23 protein-coding genes are annotated in these 22,129 nt (G+C 70.0%); 11 read left to right on the forward strand and 12 right to left on the reverse strand.

Features of this window, described 5'->3' with window-relative positions; all coding sequences use genetic code 11:
- The first annotated feature begins 14 nt into the window (after positions 1-14).
- Positions 15-1,277, forward strand: coding sequence for a hypothetical protein (locus tag LPC10_RS04225; protein ID WP_231345598.1), 1,263 nt, complete (start codon positions 15-17; stop codon positions 1,275-1,277).
- A 238-nt stretch (positions 1,278-1,515) separates the two neighbouring features.
- Entirely contained in the window at positions 1,516-2,478 is a 963-nt protein-coding gene (locus tag LPC10_RS04230) for a DMT family transporter (RefSeq protein ID WP_231345599.1), read from the forward strand.
- Here the strand turns inward: LPC10_RS04230 and LPC10_RS04235 are convergent.
- From LPC10_RS04235 to LPC10_RS04265, 7 genes are all read right to left on the reverse strand, one after another.
- A complete protein-coding gene (locus tag LPC10_RS04235) occupies positions 2,469-2,768 on the reverse strand; it encodes a hypothetical protein (protein WP_108938840.1) in 300 nt (99 codons plus the stop codon). The two genes, LPC10_RS04230 and LPC10_RS04235, sit on opposite strands and share 10 nt — an antisense overlap.
- A 351-nt stretch (positions 2,769-3,119) precedes the next feature.
- Positions 3,120-4,217 (reverse strand): hypothetical protein, encoded by a 1,098-nt coding sequence (locus tag LPC10_RS04240; protein ID WP_231345600.1) that lies wholly within the window; start codon positions 4,215-4,217, stop codon positions 3,120-3,122.
- Positions 4,218-4,471: 254 nt separating this feature from the next.
- Positions 4,472-4,888 carry a peptide-methionine (R)-S-oxide reductase MsrB gene (gene msrB / locus LPC10_RS04245; RefSeq protein ID WP_231345601.1) on the reverse strand — a complete coding sequence of 139 codons (417 nt, stop codon included), beginning with the start codon at positions 4,886-4,888 and terminating at the stop codon, positions 4,472-4,474.
- A 116-nt stretch (positions 4,889-5,004) separates the two neighbouring features.
- Positions 5,005-6,159 carry a YihY/virulence factor BrkB family protein gene (locus tag LPC10_RS04250; RefSeq protein ID WP_231345602.1) on the reverse strand — a complete coding sequence of 385 codons (1,155 nt, stop codon included), beginning with the start codon at positions 6,157-6,159 and terminating at the stop codon, positions 5,005-5,007.
- 159 nt (positions 6,160-6,318) lie between these two features.
- Entirely contained in the window at positions 6,319-7,785 is a 1,467-nt protein-coding gene (locus tag LPC10_RS04255; RefSeq protein WP_231345603.1) for an HWE histidine kinase domain-containing protein, read from the reverse strand.
- Positions 7,786-8,038: 253 nt separating this feature from the next.
- A complete protein-coding gene (locus LPC10_RS04260; RefSeq protein ID WP_231345604.1) occupies positions 8,039-9,571 on the reverse strand; it encodes a malonyl-CoA synthase in 1,533 nt (510 codons plus the stop codon).
- 166 nt (positions 9,572-9,737) lie between these two features.
- Positions 9,738-10,190 (reverse strand): hypothetical protein, encoded by a 453-nt coding sequence (locus LPC10_RS04265; RefSeq protein WP_231345605.1) that lies wholly within the window; start codon positions 10,188-10,190, stop codon positions 9,738-9,740.
- A gap of 343 nt (positions 10,191-10,533) precedes the next feature.
- Here LPC10_RS04265 and LPC10_RS04270 point away from each other — a divergent pair, with 343 nt between their 5' ends.
- The gene (locus tag LPC10_RS04270; protein ID WP_370644650.1) at positions 10,534-11,442 is read left to right on the forward strand and encodes a collagen-like protein; all 909 of its coding nucleotides are present in this window, start codon (positions 10,534-10,536) and stop codon (positions 11,440-11,442) included.
- Positions 11,443-11,449: 7 nt separating this feature from the next.
- Here LPC10_RS04270 and LPC10_RS04275 read toward each other — a convergent pair whose 3' ends face one another.
- Positions 11,450-12,673: a TIGR03862 family flavoprotein gene (locus LPC10_RS04275; protein ID WP_231345607.1), complete on the reverse strand. Its 1,224-nt coding sequence runs from the start codon at positions 12,671-12,673 to the stop codon at positions 11,450-11,452.
- Between the two features lie 314 nt (positions 12,674-12,987).
- On the opposite strand from LPC10_RS04275, the gene LPC10_RS04280 reads away from it, so the two are divergent.
- The gene (locus tag LPC10_RS04280; RefSeq protein ID WP_231345608.1) at positions 12,988-14,013 is read left to right on the forward strand and encodes a TerC family protein; all 1,026 of its coding nucleotides are present in this window, start codon (positions 12,988-12,990) and stop codon (positions 14,011-14,013) included.
- Positions 14,014-14,154: 141 nt separating this feature from the next.
- Positions 14,155-14,457 carry a hypothetical protein gene (locus tag LPC10_RS04285; protein WP_231345609.1) on the forward strand — a complete coding sequence of 101 codons (303 nt, stop codon included), beginning with the start codon at positions 14,155-14,157 and terminating at the stop codon, positions 14,455-14,457.
- 94 nt (positions 14,458-14,551) lie between these two features.
- Here LPC10_RS04285 and LPC10_RS04290 read toward each other — a convergent pair whose 3' ends face one another.
- The gene (locus LPC10_RS04290) at positions 14,552-15,130 is read right to left on the reverse strand and encodes a type 1 glutamine amidotransferase domain-containing protein (protein ID WP_231345610.1); all 579 of its coding nucleotides are present in this window, start codon (positions 15,128-15,130) and stop codon (positions 14,552-14,554) included.
- Between the two features lie 176 nt (positions 15,131-15,306).
- On the opposite strand from LPC10_RS04290, the gene LPC10_RS04295 reads away from it, so the two are divergent.
- Together LPC10_RS04295 and LPC10_RS04300 are read left to right on the forward strand one after the other, a co-directional pair.
- Positions 15,307-15,528 (forward strand): hypothetical protein, encoded by a 222-nt coding sequence (locus LPC10_RS04295; protein WP_231345611.1) that lies wholly within the window; start codon positions 15,307-15,309, stop codon positions 15,526-15,528.
- A 191-nt stretch (positions 15,529-15,719) separates the two neighbouring features.
- Positions 15,720-16,154 carry a translation initiation factor 2 gene (locus tag LPC10_RS04300; protein WP_231345612.1) on the forward strand — a complete coding sequence of 145 codons (435 nt, stop codon included), beginning with the start codon at positions 15,720-15,722 and terminating at the stop codon, positions 16,152-16,154.
- 37 nt (positions 16,155-16,191) lie between these two features.
- Here the strand turns inward: LPC10_RS04300 and LPC10_RS04305 are convergent, their stop codons facing one another.
- A complete protein-coding gene (locus LPC10_RS04305; RefSeq protein WP_003598900.1) occupies positions 16,192-16,581 on the reverse strand; it encodes a hypothetical protein in 390 nt (129 codons plus the stop codon).
- Positions 16,582-16,915: 334 nt separating this feature from the next.
- On the opposite strand from LPC10_RS04305, the gene LPC10_RS04310 reads away from it, so the two are divergent.
- Together LPC10_RS04310 and LPC10_RS04315 are read left to right on the forward strand one after the other, a co-directional pair.
- Complete coding sequence (locus tag LPC10_RS04310; RefSeq protein WP_009866236.1) at positions 16,916-17,125, forward strand: cold-shock protein; 210 nt, start codon at positions 16,916-16,918, stop codon at positions 17,123-17,125.
- Positions 17,126-17,337: 212 nt separating this feature from the next.
- Complete coding sequence (locus LPC10_RS04315; RefSeq protein WP_108938853.1) at positions 17,338-17,565, forward strand: AsnC family transcriptional regulator; 228 nt, start codon at positions 17,338-17,340, stop codon at positions 17,563-17,565.
- A 76-nt stretch (positions 17,566-17,641) separates the two neighbouring features.
- On the opposite strand, the gene LPC10_RS04320 is transcribed toward LPC10_RS04315, so the two are convergent.
- Together LPC10_RS04320 and LPC10_RS04325 are read right to left on the reverse strand one after the other, a co-directional pair.
- Positions 17,642-18,082 carry a DUF1489 family protein gene (locus LPC10_RS04320; protein ID WP_231345613.1) on the reverse strand — a complete coding sequence of 147 codons (441 nt, stop codon included), beginning with the start codon at positions 18,080-18,082 and terminating at the stop codon, positions 17,642-17,644.
- Positions 18,083-18,142: 60 nt separating this feature from the next.
- Positions 18,143-19,414: a hypothetical protein gene (locus LPC10_RS04325; RefSeq protein ID WP_231345614.1), complete on the reverse strand. Its 1,272-nt coding sequence runs from the start codon at positions 19,412-19,414 to the stop codon at positions 18,143-18,145.
- Between the two features lie 166 nt (positions 19,415-19,580).
- Between LPC10_RS04325 and LPC10_RS04330 the strand changes: the two genes are divergently transcribed.
- Together LPC10_RS04330 and LPC10_RS04335 are read left to right on the forward strand one after the other, a co-directional pair.
- Positions 19,581-20,786 carry an MFS transporter gene (locus LPC10_RS04330; RefSeq protein WP_231345615.1) on the forward strand — a complete coding sequence of 402 codons (1,206 nt, stop codon included), beginning with the start codon at positions 19,581-19,583 and terminating at the stop codon, positions 20,784-20,786.
- A gap of 165 nt (positions 20,787-20,951) precedes the next feature.
- Positions 20,952-22,100, forward strand: a complete 1,149-nt coding sequence (locus tag LPC10_RS04335; protein ID WP_231345616.1) for an MlaE family lipid ABC transporter permease subunit — start codon at positions 20,952-20,954, stop codon at positions 22,098-22,100.
- Positions 22,101-22,129 lie beyond the last annotated feature (29 nt).

A 22,129-nucleotide genomic window follows, 5' to 3' on the forward strand; every position in this document is an offset into this window, starting at 1 on the left:
AGGAGAAGGGAGTGTTGGCGGCGTTCCTCCTCATCCTGCTGGCCGTCGTCACCCCCGCCCACGCCATCGAGCCCGGCGACCTCACCCTGACGGTGACGCCCGACCTTCCCGGCGGCGCGCAGCCCTATGCCCGCGAGATGGTGCTGCTGCGCCTTCGCGGCGTCTACCGCACGCAGATCCTGCTGGAGGAGATGCGCCAGCCGGCGCTGGTCAACTTCTCCTGGACGCAGCTCGGCCGCGATCATTGGGGCCGCACGCGTCTGCCCGACGGGCAGATGGCGCTGGAATTCGAGCGCACCATCGCGGTCTTCCCCCAGCATACGGGGACCTTCACCATCGACCCGTTCATCCACCGCCTCACCATCAACGATGGCGGCGAGCGCAAGCAGATCGACGTTCGCTCGGAGCCCGTGCCCTTCCCCGTGGCGGCCTGGACGGGGGCGGGCGGCGGCCCCGATGCGGCGGAGCCGTGGTGGCTGCCGGCGCGGGACGTGTCGATCACCGATTCCTGGGACCCCGACCCGGAGACGCTGAACAAGGGCGACACCGCACGCCGGATCGTGACCCTCGAGGCGCAGGGCATGCTCGCCGAGGGCCTGCCGCCGCGTCCGGTCATGCGCACCCGCGGCATCATCACCTTCGCCGGCCCGGTGAAGCGCGAGACCCTCATCACACCGTCCGGCCCGGTGGCGCGGGCGACCTACCAATGGGACATCAAGAAGGGCGTGTCCGAGGTGATCCCGCTCGACGCGATCAAGATCCCCTGGTTCGACACGCTCACCCGCACCCAGCGCGAGGCCGAGATTCCCGCTCGCCAGATCGGCGGCGGCCTTGCCGACCGGGAGGAGGATCTCAAACCCGCTGCCCCCGCCTCGTGGCCGGCGTTGAGTGCGGCGGCGCTCGCCGCCTTCGGCCTCGGGTTGGCGCTGATCGGCTTCCGCACCGGCCCCGCCCGCCTGCGTCTCGACCGCGGGTTGGCCCGTCGCCTGCGCCTCGCCGCGGCCGCGGGCGATGCGGCGGCGTTCCGGGCCGCGCTCGGCCGCGCCGCCCAAGCGCAGCCGGATCTCGCCGCGCTCTGGCGCAGTGAGCCGGATCTGGCGCGCGACCTCGCCGCCCTCGACCGAACGGTGTTCGGCCAAGTGGCCGAGGGCGAAGTCCCGCTGGATCTGCCCGACCTCGCCCGGCGTCTCGCCCGGTCCCGGCGGCCCGGCCCGTCCGCGGCGCTGGCGCCCGCGCCTCGCCTCGCTCCCCTCGACGGCCCGGTCGCGCGAGCGTGACCGCGCCGCGCGGCGGAACGGCTGTCTGACCCACGAGACACGCGCGGGCTCAGCCGCGAGGGCGTGACGGGTACGGCGGACCAGGCCCGATCGCCGGACCCGCTCCGAATGCAGCGGGTAATGAGAGGTGAGTCTCTTCCCATCGGGGAGGAGACCCGCGTCGGAGCCGGGATGCGCCGGCCTCGGGCTTGGTCTACGGCCTCGATCCGCACAGGGGCCGCAAGGCCGGGAGAAGGACATGTCCGCGAGACAGGCCAGCGAGCCCGGAGCATCGATCGCCCGCGATCCGCGGCGCCTCGTCGGCATCGCGCTGATGTGCGTCGCGCCCGTCTTCTTCGCCAGCCTCGACGCCACGGGCAAGGTGCTGGCCGCCAGCGGTGTCGATCCGCTCCTCACCACCTTCATGCGCTACGCCGTCAACGTCGCGCTGGTGATGGCCTTCCTCAATCCGGTGACCCGGCCGGGCGTGGCCCGCTCGCGGCGTCTGCCGTTGCAGATCCTGCGCTCGCTGCTCCTGTTCGGCTCGACCGCCTGCAACTTCCTGGCCCTGCGCTCGCTCCAGCTCGCCGAGACGATCTCGATCCAGTTCGCCGCGCCGCTCGCCGTGGCGTTGCTCGCCGGGCCGCTGCTCGGCGAATGGTCGTCGCGGATGCGGCTCGCGGCGGTCGCGGCCGGGTTCGTCGGCGTCCTCGTGATCGTGCGACCGGACGCGCTGGTGGCCAAGCCGGCGATCCTGTTCAGCCTCGGCGCGATGCTTTGCTACGCGGTCTACGTAATCGTGACGCGCAAGCTCGCGGCCCACGACTCGACCGCCACCACGGTGTTCTACACCGGACTCGGCGGCCTTGCGGTGATGAGCCCGCTCCTGCCCTGGATCTGGACGGCGCCGGATTCGGGCCGGGTCTGGGGTCTGCTGATCGCTGTCGGGCTGTTCGGGACGATCGGGCACTGGCTGCTGGTGCTGGCCCATGCGCGGGCTCCGGCGAGCCTGCTCGCGCCCTTCATCTACACGCAGATCCTGTGGTCGGTGCTGCTGGGATACCTGTTGTTCGGCGACGTGCCGAGCCTTTGGACGATGCTGGGCGCCGGGATCATCGTCGCCTCCGGCCTGGCGTTGCTCGCCGAGGATGCCGTCATGCGCCAGCACGCGCGGCGGAGGGATGCCCCTCCTCCGCGCGATGGAATTCCGCCTCAGCGGTAGCGATGGCCGCGATGATCGCGGCGGTGATGGCGGCTCCGATAGTCGTGGCGGTGCGAGCGCATGCGGGTGCGGTAGGCGCGCCGGCCGGGATCGATCCCGAGCACGCCGTTGACGCCGCCCACCGCGCCGCCGACGGCACCGCCCACGATCCCGCCGATCGGCCCAGCGACGCGGTCGCCCTCGGCCGCGCCGCGGCGCATGCCGCCCGGAATCCCCTGGGCCTGGGCCTCTCCGGCGATCGGTAGGAGGCAGAGCATCAGCCCCGCGGCGGCGATGGCGAGACGTCTCATGGCAGAGATTCCTCATTTGTTGTGTGGACTTACCCGTGCCCCGCACGAAGCGGATCGCGACCGGATGCCAGCCAACGAAGCGTAGCCCATCTCGGTTCCGACGGGTCGGGGCGCCATCCCCAGAGATCGGCTGTGGGGCCGTGGTGTGGTGCTGGCGGCTGCTCGGTCATTCAGCCCCTAAACGTCATCGCGAGCGACGGCGAAGCGCGCCAGGGAGCGACATCTCCGGACCGGACTGCGCCCTGGATGGCTTCGGCTTCGCCTCGCCAGGACGATCCGACACGAGAAAGCCGGCTCCCTCGCGGAAGCCGGCTTTCTTGATTCTCGTCGGTTTTCGCGTGTCGCGGACGGTCAGGTCTGCTGCGTGCGCCGGGGACGGACCTGCCAGCGCTCGAACGCCTCGGTCACCTCCTCGTCGCGGCCCGGCTCCTGCGGGTTGCGGATCGCGGCGCCGAGCGCCTTCGAGAGGCTCTCGATCACGTCGTCGATGCGCGCATCCGGCGCCAGCCGCTCCCCGGATTCCGCCGCAGGCTTCTGAGCCTCTGTAGCCTCGGTCGCCTCGGCCGGGCCCTGAGCCTCCTCCGGCTTGGCAGACTCGGCCGCCTCGGGGGAGGCTGGCTCCTCGGCGAGTGATGTCGGCTCGGAGGCTGCCTCCTCGGCGCGGGGCGGCTCGGTTGGAGCGACCTCGACCACGGGGGCCTCGGAAGCCGATTCCTCTGCTGCCGCCGGGAGAGGCTCCTCGGCGGCCTGAGGCTGCTCCTCCGCCTTGGCCTCGGCGGGCGTTGACGGCTCCGCCACGGCGGCGGCGAGGAGTGCCTCGGGGATCGGGGGGTGCCGCGGCGCCTCGGACGCGCGCGGCGGGATCGAGGATTCCCGCGGCGGCGAGACCGGCTTCGACGGGGCGAAGGGCTGACGGTTCGAGCCGAAGCGCGGCTCGATCAGGTCCAGCACCGCATCGAGGGCGGCGTTGCTGAGGGGGATGTCGCCGGGGCTCGGCACACCGGTCAGCGCGATCGACTGGCCGTCATAGGCCTTGTCCGTCGTCACCTCGGCACCGAACCAGACCGGCGGCGTGAAGCTCTGGGCCGCGGCGGCGTCGGGGAAGACGAGGCTGACGATGTCGAGGCCGGACGGGCGCACGTAGCGGTCGACTAGCGCCTCGACCGAGCCGCCGAGGGACACCGTGGTGCGTTCGTAGACGGCCCGCCCTTGGCACACGTCGAGGAGGGCGTCGCCGTGGGCACGCGGCACCTCGGTGCGCTCCTCGGCCATCGCGCCCTCGGTGCCGGTCATCAGCACGAGGAAGCAGTTGGTGCCCTGCAGGCGCACGAACGAGGTGCGCCCGGCCTGCGGCGCGAAGTAGCCTTCCGTGACGCGGGAACCGCCCCGCTCCTTCCGCAGGAGGCGGACCAGAGAGGGCGCCACGAGAAACCGGCGAACGACACTCATTCACTTCCCTCCGCGGGTCGGCATGCACCGGTCCGGGGCCAGCCCGGACGCTCGGTCTTCGGGGCGCCGATCCGGGTGAGGATCGGCCGCCGCCCACCGGCTCGGCCACGGGCGGCCCGCGAAGACCGGGGCGTTAACCTCTTCTTCACACGGACCTTCATGGCGAAGTGTTGAGCCCGAAACAACCACGCGGCAAGCCTGGAGGTGGAAAAGGCGTGGAATTCATGGGGTAAAGCCCATGGATTTCGACGGGCTCAACCCTCTGGCTCGAAGCCGAGCGCGACGCCGTTCATGCAGTAGCGCAGGCCCGTCGGGGCCGGGCCATCCTCGAAGACGTGGCCGAGATGGCCCTTGCAGCGGGCGCAATGCACCTCGGTACGGGTCATCCAGTGGCTGCGATCGACCTGCGTCTCGACTGCCCCTTCGAGCGGCGCGAAGAAGCTCGGCCAGCCGCTGCCCGACTCGTACTTGGTGACGCTCTCGAACAGCGGGGCGCCGCATCCGGCGCAGGAGAAGGTGCCGGGGCGCTTCTCGGCGTTGAGGCCGCTCGTACCGGCCCGCTCGGTGCCGTGCTCGCGCAGCACGCGATATTGTTCAGGCGTCAGCGCCGCGCGCCACTCCGCCTCGGTGCGGATCTCGGGATCAGTCCCGATCAGATCGGATCCGGCCATGGTCGCGTTCCTCGGTTCGTTTCTCGTTCGGCAAAATGGTGCCGGGGATCGCTTGTCACGAGTGCGACCCGCGCGCGCAAGATCGGATGATGCACCGGTGATGCCTTGTCCGCGGTTCAGGCCGCCGCGCCGACCGTGTCGGCCATGCGCGCGCCGCGCTGCCCCAGCGGCTTCTGCGGGCTGGTCGTCGAGTCGCGGGCGGTCTGGTGCTCGATCTCGGCGTTGATCTCGCCTCCGAGCAGCACGATCGTCGCCGAGATCCAGATCCAGGTCATGAAGCCGATCACGGCGCCGAGCGAGCCGTAGGTCTCGTTGTAGTTGCCGAAATTAGCGACGTACCAAGAGAACAGGATCGAGGCGACGAGCCAGAGCAGGCCGGCTACGACGCTGCCCGCGCCGACCCAGCGCCAGCGCGCCCGCTCCCGGCTCGGGCCGTAGCGGTAGAGCACGGCGAGCCCGCCGAGCAGGACGAGGAGCAGCGCCGGCCAGCGCGCCATGGCGATGAGGCGGGCCCCGTCGCCGAGGCCGAGGAAGTTGAACACCACCGGCAGCACGACGATCGACATCAGCGCCAGGATGATGAACAGCAGCGCGCCCGCGGTGAAGGTGAGCGAGCGGACGTTGAGCCAGAAGAAGTTGCGCTTCTCCTCCTCCTCGTAGACCACGTTGAGCGCATCGAACATCGCCTTCATGGCGGCGTTGGCGCTCCAGAGCGACAGCGTCAGGCTGGTGAAGAAGGTGAAGCCGAGCGCGCCGCCGCCTTTCGCGGCAATGCGCTTGACCTGTTCGCCGATGATGTCGATCGCGCTTTCCGGCAGCACACCGTGCAGGGTGGCAAGGTGGACGTTGATGGTGTTCACGTCGGCCACGAGCCCGTAGCAGGTGACGAGCGCGGCAATCGCCGGGAACAGCGAGAGCAGGGTGTAGAAGGTCACGCCCGCCGCGACCGAGAGCACTCGGTCCTTGTTGAACTCCAGATAGACGCGCGTGGCGATGTCCCACCAGCCGGGGGACGGAATCTCGCCGGGATGGTCGGCGGCGCGCCCGCGGTCGGCCTGCGTCGCCGCCACCCACCGGGCCGCGCGGCCTTCGTGGGAATGGGCGCCACCGTCGGACTCCTTCGCTTTGGGCGGCTCCGGCACCTCGTCGTCGGGCCGGCGCCGCGGCGCGGCGGCGAGCGCGACCAGAGCCGCCCCCATCATCAGGGTCCAAAGCACGGGGGCCGTGCCCTCCGCAGGCAGGCGGGGCGGGGTCTGAGGGGAGGACGGCATGGCTCGCGGGGTCGGGCACGCGCGCTTCGGGCACGCACCTTGGGTGAGACGCGGTTCAACCCCGGATCAGGCTTGGCCGTTCCCTCGAAGCACGCACCATCCCCCGGAAAAATCCAGAGGAGAGAAGGCGATGGCGCGCGAGGCAGCTTCGAAAAGCCGTCAGCCGACCTCGCGCTCCGGCAGCGGCGCTTCGAGGGTGAGGACGAGGCCGCGGCTGCGGTAGTCGATCCTGGCCTCGCCGCCGAACTCGGCGGCCAGCACCCGCTCGATCATCCGCGTGCCGAAACCGACCCGAGACGGCTTCTCCACGGGTGGGCCGTCGAGTTCCTCCCAGCGCAGCGACAGGCGCTTGGACCCCGGCCCCTCGATCTCCCAGTTGAGAATCACCCGGCCGGACTCGTTCGAGAGGCCGCCATACTTCACCGCGTTGGTGGCGAGTTCGTGCAGGGCCATCACCACGGCCAGCGTCAGGCGCGCCGTGAGGCGCACCTCCGGGCCGCCGAAGCGGATGCGGTTGCGCGGGGTGACGCGGAACGGCTGCAGCGCGCTCTCCACCGCTTCGGCGAGCGTCGCGCCGTCAGTGGCCTCCGAGGTGAGGATGTCGTGGGCGGTGGCGAGCGAATTGAGGCGCGCGTCGAGCGTCCGGCGGGCATCGTCGAGCGAGGCGGCGTTGCGCAGGGTCTGGTGGGCGATGGACTGGACCGTGGCGATGGAGTTCTTCACCCGGTGCTTCATCTCGGCGGCGAGCAGGGCGCGCTGCTCATCGGCCCGCTTGCGCTCGGTGACGTCGAGCGAGATGCCGGCCATGGAGAGCGGCGCCCCGTCGGCCCGGTAATAGGCCCGGCCGCGCAATTGCACCCAGCGGACCTCGCCGCAGGGCGCCGAGACGCGGTGCTCGACGTCGTAATCGCTGCGGCGGTCGATGGCGGCCTTCATCGCCGCCTGCATCCGCTCGCGATCCTCCGGAACCACGGCCTCGACGAGGTCGTCGTAGGTGAAGGGCTCGCCGAGCGGTCGGCCGAAATTCAGCTTGCACAGGTCCGACGCGACGAGCCGGCGCTCGGCGAGGTCCAGCGTCCAGGCGCCGAGGCGGCCGGCGGCGAGCATGAATTCGAGGCGGTGCTCGCTGCGGGTGAGGTCGTCGTTGCGGCGCTCGACCTCCTGTTCCAGAGCGTCGCGGTCGCGCTGGAGGCGGACCATGCGGTCGCGCTCCAGGGTCACGTCGAACTGCGAGGCAAAAAAGTAGGTGAGATGCCCCTCGTCGTCGAAGACCGGCGAGATCAGGAGGCGGTTCCAGAATACCTCGCCGCTCTTCTTGTGGTTGAGTAGTTCGAGTTCGACCGGCACCCGCCGCTCGATGGAATCGCGGATGCGCGCCACGTCGCGGGGGTCCGTCTCCTGCCCCTGCAGGAAGCGGCAATTGCGCCCGAGGATCTCGTCGCGGCCGTAGCCGGTGAGCTTGATGAAGGCCTCGTTGACGAAGATGATCGGATTGTCGGGCTGGTGCGGGTCGGTGATGAGCATCGGCATCCGCGTCGCCTTGACGGCGGCGGCGAACGGATCGGAGCTGTCGGAGACGCGGACCAGCTCGGCATCGATCCGGTCCTGCTCGGTACTGCTGGTCACGTTCGAACGAAACTCCGCGGTTTGGAAAATACACACCGTGGGCGCATAGCGCCCCGCATGCAACCGGGACAGATCACCTCCCCGGTACCTTACGGCCCGCTCTTATCACCCGCACAGCGAAGCATCGCATCACAGGAATGAGAGCGCCAGCGCCCCCGTATGAGGTCGGCATTCCGGTTCGGGAACACTCGGGTCGCGGTCCTTTCGCGCGAGGGCCGAACCGCCGGCCGCCGAGCCATCCGACGATGCGCCCTCAGCCGCGATAGAGGTCGGCGTGCGCCTCGCGCAGAAGGTTCTTCTGCACCTTGCCCATGGCGTTGCGGGGCAGTTCGGGCGCGAAGAGCACGCGCTTGGGACATTTGTACTTGGCCAGCCGCCCCTCCAGCGCTGCCAGGACCGCGGCCTCGTCGGGCGCGCCTTCGCCCGGCACGACCACCGCGGTCACCCCCTCGCCGAAATCGGGATGGGGGAGGCCGATCACCGCGGATTCGACGACGCCCGGCAATTCGTCGATCTCGGTCTCGACCTCTTTCGGGTAGACATTGTAGCCGCCGGTGATGATGAGGTCCTTGCCGCGGCCGACGATGTGGACGTAGCCGTCGCGGTCGATCTTGCCGAGATCGCCGGTGATGAAGAACCCGTCGACCTTCAGCTCGGCGGCGGTCTTCTCCGGCATGCGCCAATAGCCCTGGAACACGTTCGGGCCCTTGACCTCGATCATCCCGACCTCCTCGGGGCCGAGCGCCGCCCCGGTTTCGGGATCGACCACCCGTAGGGTCACCCCCGGCAGCGGGAAGCCGACCGTGCCGGCCCGCCGCGCCCCCTCGTAGGGATTCGAGGTGTTCATGTTGGTCTCGGTCATGCCGTAGCGTTCGAGGATGGCGTGGCCGGTGCGCTGCTCCCATTCCCGGTGCGTCTCGGCCAGAAGCGGCGCGGAGCCCGAGACGAACAGGCGCATCTGCGCCGCCACCTCGCGGGTGAGGCCGGGCTCCTTCAGCAGGCGGGTGTAGAAGGTCGGCACCCCCATCAGTGCGGTGGCCCGCGGCATCAGCTCCAGGATCTTCTTCGCGTCCAACCGGGGGAGAAACAGCATCGTGCCACCGGTGGCGAGCACGATGTTGGTGGCCACGAACAGGCCGTGGGTGTGGAACACCGGCAGGGCGTGGATCAGCACGTCGCGTTCGGTGAAGTGCCAGTACTGCGCCAGCGTGAGGGCATTCGAAGCGAGGTTGTCGTGGCTCAGCATGGCGCCCTTGGAGCGCCCGGTCGTGCCCGAGGTGTAGAGGATCGCGGCGAGGTCGTCGGGCCCGCGCAGCACGTCGGCGAAGTCGGGGCTCGCCGCATCGGCAGCCTGCGCCATGCTGCCGTGGCCGGCGGCATCCAGGCTGCGCAGGTTCGGCACGCCGGCCTGCGCGGCCACCGCCGACAGATCGGCCTCGCGGGCCGGGTCGCAGACGAACAGAGCCGGCTCCGCGTCGCCGAGGAAGTAGGCGATCTCAGGCGCCGTATAGGCGGTGTTGAGCGGCAGGAAGACCGCGCCCGCCCGCACCGCGCCGAGATAGAGGAAGATCACCTCGGCGCTCTTCTCGACCTGCACCGCGACCCGATCACCGGGCTTCACCCCGAGGGCTTGAAGCGCGTTAGCGTAGGCGCCCGAGCGGGCCATCAGGTCGGCATAGGTGTACCGCGCCCCGTCCGCCGTCTCGATGAAGACCTTGGCACCCGGCTCGGCCGGGGCATGGCTGCGCACGAGACCGAACAGGTGGTTGACGGGTCGTTCGGCCATCGCGGGGTTCCTCACCGAATGTCCTGTGGTGGATTTTTGCGCCCGATCCATGCGGATCCTTGCGACGTTTCCTGTCCTCCGCATTGGCGCGGGCGTGCGCTTCGTTCAAGCGGGAACGATCGGGAAAGATCGCCGGCGACGTCTCAGGCCGCCCGCGCTGTCAGCCTCACTCCGTCGGGATGCGCCCGACCGAGCAGAGCGTGCGCAGCGCCCCCGCGCTGTCGGTGTAGCAGCTCGCCGACCAACCGTTCTGCTGGATGAAGGATTTGCGGCCTTCCCGCAGGGCCGTCTGGTAGGCGCGGGCCAGGATCGGCTCCACGGTCGCGGCCGGCTCGCCGACGACGAGTTCGGCAGCGATTGTCAGCTCGCGAAAATACTCCGCGGAGGGCGAGGGATCGCCGGAGGCCGCCTGCACGATGGGCTGGGCACGGCAGGTGAGATCGAGCCGGACGCCGCTTGCCGCGCGGACGTCGATGCTCGGACCGACCCGGCGGCCGGCCTTCCTCGCGCCCGTCGCCTGGGCGATGCGGGCCGCGAGCGCGTCGCATTCGTCGGCGCGCGCGGCGGCCTGCATGACGGGGGACAGGAGAAGCAGGGCGGCGAGGAGCGGGCGGAGCATAGCGGCAGGTCGGTCTCGGGGTCGCACGTCCCGGCTCGCCGCGTCCCGATGGGCCCTCGGCGGATCGGGCACTTCGCCGGTCTTCTTAAGGTATCGCCCCGCCCATGGCTTCCGCTTTTCTACGGCGGCTCCCGCGCCGCGCTGCCAACCACGGTCGTCGCCCGTGAGGATCTGTGGACCGTCTCACAAATAGCCAGACGTGCGAGGGTCTTGGCTTGTGGATACGCATTGTGGACGGCTGTGGACGATCCCGCGGGGTTGACCCCCGCCGGCCGGCAACCGAAACCTGCTCGCCGCCGCGCCGGAAGATGCGCGGGTCAAGATCGGAGGAGCGAGGATGCGGATGAAGCGGAGCCTGGTCGGACGGACGCCGACAATCCGGCCACAGCATCCCCGAGCCTTCCGGTCGATCCTCTCGCCGTTCTTGATCGCGCTCGGCCTCGCGCTCGCCGGGCCGGCGGCAGCGCAGGGCGAGCCCGCCGCATCACCGTCACGGCCGGCCCGCGCTGGCGCGACGGCCGCGCGCGCGCCGGTCCCGCCGATCCAGATCTGGGACGCGCGCATCGAGGGCGGCAACCTTCAGGTCACGGGCAGCGTGCGCAAGAGCGGCGTGACCTTGACCCTCGACGACGACATTTCCGTCCTGTCCGACCGGCGCGGTCGTTTCGAGTTCCGGCTGCCCTACCGGCCCGCGACCTGCGTCGCGGTGATCAAGGTCGGCGAGGACGAGCGCGAGGCCGTGGTCGCCAACTGCGCGCCGGAGGGACCGGCCGGCAAGCCGGGCGAGCCGGGCCCGGCCGGGCCGCAGGGGACGGCGGGGCTGCAAGGACCGCCCGGTCCCGCGGGGCCGAAGGGGGACGCCGGACCCAAGGGCGATCAGGGACCGAAGGGAGAGGCCGGACCCAAGGGTGAAGCGGGCCCTAAGGGAGATGCGGGTCTCGCCGGAACTCCGGGCGCGCCGGGACCGAAGGGTGAACCGGGCGCAAAGGGCGAGCGCGGCCCCAAGGGCGATCCGGGCGTCAAGGGTGATCCGGGCGCGAAAGCGGAGGCCGCCGCGACGGCGCCGGCCCCATTCCGGGTCGTGCGGGCGCGCGCCTGCACGGACACGGGTTGCACGCTCACCTGCGAGGCGGGCGAGGTGCTGGCCTCGGCCACCTGCCAGACGGGCGGTGCGGCCGCCCTCGACGGGGAGGCCAAGGCCTCATGTCCGGCCGGCAGCGGCGGCATGGTCGGGATCTGCGCCCGGCCCTGAGCCGGGCTCAGGGCTGCCGATCGAGCCAGGCAAGCATCCCCTTCGCGGCCGCCCGGCCGCTGGCGAAGGCAGCCTGGAGCAGGTAGCCGCCGGTCGGCGCCTCCCAGTCGAGCATCTCGCCGGCGAGAAACAGTCCGGGCCGCGCCCGCAGCATGAAGTGCGGGTCGAGTTCGCTGAAGGCGACGCCGCCGGCCGTCGAGATCGCCCGCGCGATCGGGGCCGGCGCGCCGAGCCGCAGGGGCGCGGCCTTGATCGCGGCCGCCAGCGCGGCGGCCTCCGACGGCAGGGCGTTGGCATGCGCTTCGCGCAGCAGGCCGATGGCGGCCGGGCTGAGCGAGGCCGCCTTGCGCAGGCGCGTGGAAAGACTTTCGCCGGAGCGGCTCTTGGCGAGACGTGCCGTCAGGGCGCCCGCATCGAGATCCGGACGAAGGTCGAGAACGAGTTCGGCGACGCCATCGCGCTCCACCGCCTCGCGGATCGGCCGCGAGAGCGCGTAGATCACGCCCCCTTCGATGCCGTCCGCCGTGGCGACCGCCTCGCCGCGGGCGCTCAAAGCACCAATGCGCGCGGCAAGGCGCTTGAGTGGCTCGCCTGCGAAGCGCCCGGCGAAATGCGCGGACCACGCGACACGGAAGCCGACATTGGCGGGTCTGAGGGGCGCGACGGCGACACCGCTCTCCTCCAGCAGCGGAACCCAGGCTCCGTCCGACCCGAGCCGCGGCCAACTCGCGCCGCCGAGCGCGAGCAAAGCCGCCCGTGGCCGGACGACCTGCCCCCCCTCCGGCGTCTCGAAGCGCAGCGCGCCCTCCTCGAGCCCGACGAGCCGGTGCCGGGTGCGAATCACGACGCCGAGCCTGTCGAGGCGGGCGAGCCAGGCGCGCAGCAGCGGCGAGGCCTTGAAGCTTTCCGGGAACACTCGGCCGCTCGAACCGACGAAGGTGGTCTGCCCGAGCCCGTCGCACCACGCTCGCAGCGCGTCGGGCGGATAGGCCTCGACCGCCGCCGGCAGGCGCGGATCGACCGGGGCGTAGCGTTCCAGAAAGTCCGGCAGCGGCTCGGAATGGGTCAGGTTGAGCCCGCCGCGCCCGGCAATGAGCAGCTTTCGGCCGACCGATGGCATGCGCTCGTAGACCGTGACCGGCCGTCCCGCGCCGGCCAGCCACTCCGCTGCCGCCAGTCCCGCCGGGCCCCCGCCGACGATGGCGATTCCGTTCTCTCGATCCGCATCCATGGTCCGCGGCAGGGCCCGGAGTGAGCCCCGCTGTCAAGCGGAACGGATTCGAAAATCCGTCATTCGCTTTGTGGATGATGGCCAGGGATGAAAATCGCGCTGCCCTTGATTCGACGCGATCTCCTCTCTAACTGCCCGGCATCGGCTGCGGGCCCCTCTGGCGGAACGCGCACCGTGCTCCTCGCGACGCTCCCGGACCTCCGGTGAGACCCTTCGTCCGCCGGTCCGGCGGCCCGTTCGAGAGAGGCGCGGCAGACGCTTCCGCGATGTCGGAGCCGATGCTCTCCCGAAAGTGAAGCATCCGGTCCCGCGCGATGATGATGGAATTTTTCACCCACGAGTGGCTCGGCAAGCCCGTCTGGATGTGGCTCGGCTTCCACGCCTTGGTGGCCGGCCTGCTCGCCTTCGATCTCGGCCTGCTCCACCGAGACAAGAACCACGAGATCGGCGTGAAGGAGAGCCTGCTCCTCACCGCCTTCTACTTCACCCTCGGCCTCGCCTTCGGCGGCTGGATCTGGTGGATGCTCGGGTTCGACCCGGCCCAGGAATACGTGACCGGCCTGGTGATCGAGAAGTCGCTGTCGATGGACAACGTCTTCGTGATTGCGGTGATCCTCACCTCGCTGGGTGTGCCGCGGGCGGCCCAGCACCGGGTGCTGGTCTGGGGCATCCTCGCCGCCGTGCTCCTGCGCGGCCTGATGATCGGGCTCGGCTCTGCCCTCGTGCAGCAGGCGCACTGGGTGCTCTCGGTCTTCGCCGTCTTCCTGCTCTATATCGGCATCAAGATGCTCGTCTCGAAAGAGGAGGACGAGCAGGACATCCAGAACAGCACCTCCATGCGCCTGCTCAAGAAGTGGGTCCGCATCACCGAGAAGCCGGAGGGGCAGCACTTCATCGTCCGCAAGCCCGACCCGAAGACGGGCAAGACCGTCCGCTGGCTGACGCCGCTCGCCGTGGCGCTGGTGCTCGTCAACATCGCGGACGTAATCTTCGCCGTCGACAGCGTGCCGGCGATCTTCGCGATCACCACCGACCCGTTCATCGTCTACACCTCGAACATCTTCGCCATCCTGGGCCTGCGCGCGCTCTACTTTGCGCTTGCGGCGATGGTGGACCGCTTCGCCTACCTGAAGACGGCGCTCGCCCTGATCCTGCTGTTCATCGGCACCAAGATCATCGTGGCCGATACGTTCGAACTCGTTCACCTGCCGCCGTGGGTCTCGCTCCTCGTCACCCTGGTCCTGCTCACCTTCGGCGTCGTCTACAGCCTGTGGCGCACCCGCGCGGCGGCGGAGCCGGAGAACCAGAAGCCTCCGGCGGAAATCGCCCACAGAACCTGAGGCGACTCGCGATCCGTGCCGGCGCCTTCCCGATCCGGCACGCCGCGCCGGCAGGGTCTCGGACGGTTCGTTCACGATCTTGCGCGATGCTGGGGACAGGCCGGGGAACCGGCTGCGTCCCCAGCGTTTTCGGGCTCGACCATGCGGCGTTTCCTGACCGGCGGCATCAAGGCGATCCTGGCCATCGCCGTCCTCTCCACCGCCGCCCATTGGGCGATGCGGGTCCAGCGCGACCCCGCTTCTCCGGCCCTGCCGGTTGTGGCGCTGGCCGATCCCGTCACCACCGGCTCCATCAGCTCCCAGAAGTCCGAGCGCCCGGGCGTTCAGGCGGCGGTCGTTCCGGCGAGCCTCGGTGGCGGTCTCGACCAGGACCACCTCGCCAAGCTGATGGCCGGCGCCGCCTCGGACCGGCCCAAGCTGCAGAAGGCCGTCGCCAAGCGCTGATAACACAGCGTTGCGCATCGATCCGGCGTTTCATCGGGCATGAAAAAAGCCGCCGGCCCGAAGGTCGGCGGCCTTGTCGTGCGAGAGCGTGCGATCAGGCGGCGAGTTGGCGCGGCTCGTGGCGGCCTTCCTTCACCTCCTCGACGATCTTGTCGCAGAAGGCTTCGAGATCGCCGGGATTGCGGCTGGTGATGATGCCGTTGTCGGTCACGACCTCCTTGTCCTGCCAGTCACCGCCCGCATTGATCACGTCGGTCTTGATCGAGGCGAACGAGGTCAGGGTGCGCCCCTTGACCGCTCCGGCCTCGATCAGCAGCCACGGGCCGTGGCAGATCGCGGCCACGACCTTGCCGGAGGTGACGAAGCTTCGCACCACCTCCAGCGCCTTCGGCTCGAGGCGCAGCTTGTCCGGGTTGATCTGCCCGCCCGGCAGAACCAGGGCGTCGTAATCGGCCGGGTTCACGCTCTCGAGGTCGAGATCAACCGGCACGTCCTTGCCCCAATCGGTCTTGTCCCAGCCGCGGATCGTACCCTTCGACTGGCGCGATTGCGGGCTGGCCACGGTGACCTTGGCGCCGGCTTCCTTCAGCTTCGCCTGCGGCACCGTCAGCTCGCTCTCCTCGAAACCGTCGGTGGCGACGATAAGGATCTTGGCCTCGCGGATATCAGGCATTGCGTTGGCTCCGTCTGTGTCGGGGAATTGCCGGGCCAACCAATCGCCCGGAGCGAGGTTCCGCTCACGGCGACAGCGTCGCACCCGAGCCGGCGGCGCGACGAACCAGGAACGGAACCGGACCGACGGGCCCGTGTTGGACCGCCATTGCCCGAAGCCAAAAAAGGAGGCGGTCCATGGCCAATCCCGGCATTCCGACCCCCGAGCCCACCCCCGGCGGCCAGATCCCCGGCGATCTCCCGCCCCCGCCGCAGCCCGACGACCAGCCCGATATCGGCCCGACCGGCCCGCGCACCCCTTATCCGGTCGATGATCCCGGTATCGACGAGCCGCGTGGTCCGGGCTCCGAACCGGACTACCTGCCCGGCGGACCGACGGATCCGGGCATTCGGCTCTGATCTCAAACCGACGCAAACTGCGCCGCGCCTCCCACGAATGGGGCGCGGCCCTTTTATGTTACATTCGCGGCACGACATCCTGAAGCTGCGGGATTTTCCCGCCATCCGGCACGTTGCACGCTCGCGTTGATGCAAGGCCGCCTCGACAACCTTTCCCACCGTACGCACAGGCGGCTGGGGGATGTGACATCATGGTCAAGCAGGGTCTGGCCGCTGCGCTCGTCGCGGTGAGCGTCGCTGCGTGCGGAAGCGTCACCCGCGGCACGAGCGAGTTGATCGCCTTCACCTCCGAGCCGGCCGGTGCCACGGTCGCAACCACAACGAACCGGTTCTGCCCGGCTACGCCCTGCTCCCTCGATATCCCGCGTTCGGAAGAGTTCGACGTGACCTTCACGAAGCCGGGTTTCCGGCCGCAGACGGTGCCGGTGCGCACCAAGGTGGTCGGCACGGGCAGCGCCGGCTTCGCCGGCAACGTCCTGGCGGGCGGCGTGATCGGGATGGGCGTCGATGCCTATACCGGCGCGGCCATGGATCACACGCCCAATCCCGTCGCCGTCACCCTGGTGCCGGATGCCCTGCCGAGCGCGGAGCGCACGCGCCGTCGCCGGGGCAAGCCGGAAGTCTGATCGAAGTCAGTTCGATCGGAGGCCTCAGAAAACGGCCTCAATGGCCGCCATGCGACGTCCTGACGTCCCGTGGCGCGGCCAGGATCTCGCTGAGGCTGGAGGCCACGTGGCGGGCCTCCTCATCGGTCAGGCGGAGCTGGAACGGCGGCAGCGCGCCGGCCTGGAGCGCCACCACCGCCTGCCCCTGCTCATCGGTGCCGACCTCGATGGCCGAGGAGGTCACGTCGAGCATCGCGACTTCCTCGTCGCCGTTCTCATCGGGCAGGTCGACCTCACCGTCGTCGTCGATGGCGGTAAGGAGCTGGCCGACGGCGCGCACGAGGGCGCGGGCGGCGCGGGCGTCCATGACCACCGCCGTCGACTGGTCGTCCTTCTGGAACGAGAGCTGGATGTTCGCGCCTTCGAGGGAAACCGAGATGCCCGCCATGAACCGCCTGACCGCACTGCCTTGAGGGCGGTCCCGTAACCGCCTGGATTGACGTTCATATATGCATCGGCCCCGCGCTTTGTCACAGGGTGGCTGAGGCGGGACTCCGGGGCCGGATCGGCAGGGCGGCGCGGGGCCGCGCGCCGTCGGCCGCTCATTCTGCCTTGTTAAGGCCGCATCGGCGGCCTACATACAGTTCTGACGGCGGCGGCGAGGCGAAAGGCTTCGATTGATCCGCACACCGCCCGTCATCCCGCAAAATCGGCGGACGATGCCACGTGCTCGCTTCGAGTAGATGCTTGCGCTTGGCGTTTGAAGAACGAAGGAACTATTCGTGGATACTGGGACTGTTAAGTGGTTCAACGAGACCAAGGGCTACGGCTTCATCCAGCCGGATAACGGCGGCAAGGACGTGTTCGTCCACATCTCCGCTGTCGAGCGCGCCGGCCTGCGCAACCTCGTCGAGGGCCAGAAGGTTTCCTACGAGGTTCTGACCGACAAGCGCAGCGGCAAGGACGCGGCCGGCAACCTTCAGGCGGTCTGATCCGCCTCGGGGCCGGCTCAAAGCCGGCCCGACCGCGCCACCTGAGCGCCGAAACGGCACCCATCGGCCGGGAGCCCCCGGGAACACGTGTCCCAGGGGTGCTTACGGCGGGCGCCGCCGACATGCGAAACAACCAAACCCAAAACAACCAGAAACGACGCCGGCCACGCCGAAACGAAGGCGCGGGATCCGGTGAGAAAGATAAAAAGCAAATGACAATCGAGTTCCGGCGCCACGAGAGCGCCATTTCGCCGGTGACCAACACGGCGACCTTCCGGGTGGGCAGCTTGGTCGACACGCAGGCGCGCAACGCGCAGGCCGACCTCAGCCACCTCATCGACGCTTCCTACGAGTATCACTCCCCGCGCGAACTGCGCTGGCACCTCGCCGACCGGCTCGGCATCACGCCGGCCGCCGTGCGACTGAAGGAAGCGGCCTAACCGCTTCGGCCTCGCCCCTCTCGGAGCGAGGCCATCCAGGCTCTCGCCGAGACAGGCGGCCGCCTCGACAATTCCCTCAAATCAAACCCAGCGCGGCCAATTCGCGCCGCAAGCTCTCGGGCATCTCGGCGACCTCGCCGGCACTAGCCCTGTCGAGATCGGCCGGCGCATCGCGGGCCTCCAGGTAGCGCCAGCCTTGAAACGGGCGGCAGGGACGCGGCGAGACCGGCATCACCGCCGGATCGAGAACGAGGCGGCACCGGTCGATCCCGTCGCTGCCCGTGACCGGCTCGATGGCACGGATCGCCTGCCGACAGGTCAGCGTCCCCTTCATCACCCAGTAGATCGAGCCGCCGCCGGCAATGGCCTGCGCCCGTTTGGGGAACATGCGGGTGACGTGCGCCGTCACCGGCTCCTGGCCGAGGCGCAGAGCCTCGGCCCGGTTATGGGCGATCCGTGCCTCCAACTCGTCGATGGAGGCGGGACCGACGCAAAGTTTCAGAAGATGCAGGGCCATGACACCGGCCCGTATAAACCCAATCGGCGACGATGACGCGCGCGGCGGCCCGCCGCGCCGTCAGGCAAACAGCGCGATCTTCTCCTCGATGCTCAGCGTGTCGAGATCGGGAAAGGCGAAGGCGAGGTCGTCGTCGTCCCCCAGTGCGATGGCCGCCACGACCAAGGGCTGCGCCACCAGCATGACCATTTCAGAATCGGCCTGGGCGGTGAGATCGGTGGCCGGTGTGTCAGCCTCGCCGACCGACTCCATCTCGTCTTGCGCGAATGCCTCGGCGACGGCTTCCGCCTGTTCCGTCTCCAGCGCGAGTTCGAGCGTGCTCTCGGCTTCCCCCGCCGCGATCGCCTCCTCGGCCCAAGCCATGTCGAGGATCACCGGATCGGCTTCCGACAGCAGTTCGGCTGCCTCGGCGTCCGCTTCATCGACGCTCAGCGTCTTCAAAGCCGCGAGGTCGGCCGAGATCTCGTCGGCCAGCAGCATCGCGGGGGAGACCGGCTCGACCGGCGCCTGCGCGGCTGGCTCCTCTCCGCCCAAAAACCCCTCTTCGTGCTCCGGCAGGGGCTCCTGCGGGGCAACCTCCGGCAGAAAGGCGAGGTCGTTGTCGAGAACCACGACCGGCAGCGGCGGCCGGGTCGCCTGAGGCGGCACAGGCGCCGCTTCCATGTCGAGGAAGCGGTCGACGTCGCTCTGGTCGAGGGCGGCCGCAGCCTCCGCATGTGCATGCGGGTCGAGGACCGGCACCGCGTCGTCGGGATTGCCCCAGATCCCGATCATCGAGGCGATGCGACTCTCGAGATAGCGCAGGGTGTGCACCACGCGGCTGGTGCGCTGCGCCGTGAGATCCTGGAACGAGCAGGCGGTGTAGATCTGCGTGGCGTGCCGGTCGAGGGCGTCGCAGAGCTCGGAATCCACTCCGGTCTCGCGCAGCGTCCAGGCGGCTTCCTGCACCTCTTCGGCGGCGCTCAGAATGTCGGAGGTCGCCCGCTCGGTGGCGCGCACGATCGCGTCGAGGGCCTCCGACGCCACGGTCAGGCGGCTCTCGCCCTGCTCGGCCGTCGAGAGGGCGGCCACCTCCGCGCGGGTGCGGGCGATGGCGTCGGCCATCTCCATCAGGTCGCCGCGAAAGCGCCCGACATCGTCCGGCCGATCCGTCGTCGTGACGACGTTCTCGATGCGCCGGATCGCGTCCAGCAGCACCTCGGTGTCGGCGTTGCGGTTGCGGCGGGCATATTCGGTGAGAAACCAACGGCCGCGTTCGGTCTCCCGGACGGCGTCCTCGATGGCATCGTATTGCGACGCGTCCAGCGGCGTCAGGGAACGGGAACTCGACATCACACCCCGCACAGACTCGGCCCCCCCGCGAGGCGTGCCGCGACCATCGACGGTCGATGCGAGATTGACAGGCGCGCTTTAACGGCGGCTTACGCTTTCGCGCGCTTCGCCCCGCCGCGCGACGTTTTCTGCCGATCAGAGGGGCGGCCCGCTTCGCCGCGATCCCGTGACACGTACAGCTCCGACCGGTGAGCCCGATCCCGTCCGGCTCGGCCTCCTCTACGCCGTGGTCTTCGTGGAGATCGGCATTGCCATGCCGTTCATGCCCGTCTGGCTCGGCGCGCTCGGGCTCGATGCCGGGCTGATCGGCCTGTTGCTCGCTCTGCCGATCGCCACCAAGGTCATCGCGACGCGGCCCCTGATGGGGTTGATCGACCGCGGCGTGCGCCCGCGCACCCTGCTCGTCGCCGGCAGTCTGACCCTGGCGGTGAGCTACGCCCTGATGCCCGTGGCGGCCGCCATCGCCGCAGCGCTGCTCGTCCCGCTGATCGTCGCAAATGCCGTGGCGCAGGCGCCGCTGGTGCCGAGCATCGACTACCTCACGCTCGCCGCCGCCCGCCGCTCGAAGCAGATCGATTACGCCCGCATCCGGCTCTGCGGCTCCGTCGCCTTCCTCGCTGCCAACCTCGCGGGCGGCGCGCTGCTCGGCGTGCTGGGCGATCAAGTCGCGGTGCCGCTGCTGCTCACCGCGCTCGCCCTCGTCGCGACCGTCGTCGCCGCCTCCGGTCCGGAGGCCGGGCCCGCCGTCTCGCGCTCCGCCGAGACGGGGGTCTCCCCGCCCCTGCCGCGGGTGCTTCGGCTCTCCATCGCCGCGGCGGCGCTGATCCAGGCAAGCCACGCCGCGATCTACGCCTTCGGCAGCCTCGATTGGGCGCGCCACGGCGTCTCGCCCCCCTGGATCGGCGCGCTCTGGGCGGTCGGCGTCGCCGCCGAGATCGCGCTGTTCGCCGCGGTCGGCCGCTTTCCGGTTCGCTGGCGCAGCCCGTTCCGCCTGCTCGGCCTCGGCGGGGGCGCCGCTCTGCTGCGGGCCCTGGGCCTCAGCCTCGCGGACGGCGACCTCGCCCTGCTGCTGCCGCTCCAGATGCTGCACGGCCTCACCTTCGGCGCGACCCATCTCGGCGTCATGGCGGCGGTGTCCGGCTTCGCGCCTGAGGGCGCTCGCGGCCGGGCGCAGGGGACGGTCGGCGCCTCGACCGCCCTCGTCTCGGCGGTGGCCACGCTGGCCTGCGGCGCGGTCTACGGCGCGTTCGGCGGCCCCTCGACCTTCCTGATGATGGCGCCGCTGGCGCTCGCCGGCCTCGTCCTCGTCGCACTGGCGCAACGCATCCATGATCCCCGGCGATTTGGCGGCGGCTCACCCCATACGGTATAGGCCCGATCTCGGGATTCCAGAGGGATCATCCCTTTGGCGGGGTATCGGGGCGGCGTCCCGATCAGCGGCTTGGCCCGCCGCAGCGTCGAAACCGACGGATCGGATTCGACGCATCTTGGTAAGGATTTCGTTTCAAGATTTTCGGAGCGGAAGCGGGAGCGGCGCGTGCGGATCGCAGACGGCTCAAGCATCGTGGAGACTGCGGGCGCCGACCTCGATGCGGGCAGCGGCCGGGTGATCCTGCACGGCCGCTGGACCGCGGATCAGGGGCCGGCGGTGGAGAGTGCCTCGGCGCGGATCGCCGCCCAGGGCCGCAGCCAGCCCGTGCTGGTGGATCTCAGCGGGCTGGTGCGCCTCGATACCCTCGGCGCCTGGGTGCTGGAGCGGACTCGCGCCGAGATCGAAGCGGCGGGCGGGCGGCTGGCCTATGCCGGCGCGCGGCCGGAGCACCGCATCCTGCTCGGCGAGATGGGCCTGCGCGAGCCCGAACCGGTGCCGCGCGATACGCGCAATGTCGGACTGCGCTTCCTCGATTCCACGGGCCGGCGCGTGGCGCAGGGCGGCAGCGAGATCCTGGCCGGCATCGCCTTCCTCGGCGAGGTGGTGGCCGCCGCCGGCCGGGTTGCGCGCCGGCCGCAGACCTTCCGCATGGCGGCGCTGGTCAACCAGCTCGAACAGGTGGCGCTGCGCGGCGTGCCGATCATTGTGCTGATCTCGTTCCTCGTCGGCGGCATCGTCGCGCAGCAGGGCATCTTCCAGCTCCAGCGCTTTGGGGCGCAGAGCTTCGTCGTGAACCTGATCGGCCTCCTGATCCTACGCGAACTCGGGGTGCTGCTGACCTCGATCATGGTGGCGGGCCGCTCCGGCTCCGCGTTCACCGCCGAGATCGGCTCGATGCGGATGCGCGAGGAAGTCGATGCCCTTCGCGTCATGGGCCTCGATCCGATCGAGATCCTCATTCTGCCGCGCATCCTCGCTCTCGTGATCGGCTTACCCCTCCTGGCTTTCCTCGGCTCGCTCGCCGCGCTCGCCGGCGGCGGCCTCACCGCCGCGATTTACGGCGGCATGACCGTCGACGCCTTCCTGGCGCGGCTCCAGGCGGCGGTGTCGTTCCACCACTTCGCGGTCGGGCTGATCAAGGCGCCGTTCATGGCGCTGACGATCGGAATCATCGCGACGATCGAGGGCTTCGCGGTTCAAGGCTCGGCGGAATCGCTCGGACGCCACGTCACCGCCTCAGTCGTCAAGTCAATCTTTATGGTGATCGTGCTCGACGGCCTGTTCGCGGTCTTCTTCGCCGCGATCGATTTCTAGCCTCATGCGGACGGAAGACGGTCGGACAG

Origin of the sequence: Methylorubrum sp. B1-46 (assembly GCF_021117295.1) — a bacterium.
Lineage (GTDB): Bacteria > Pseudomonadota > Alphaproteobacteria > Rhizobiales > Beijerinckiaceae > Methylobacterium.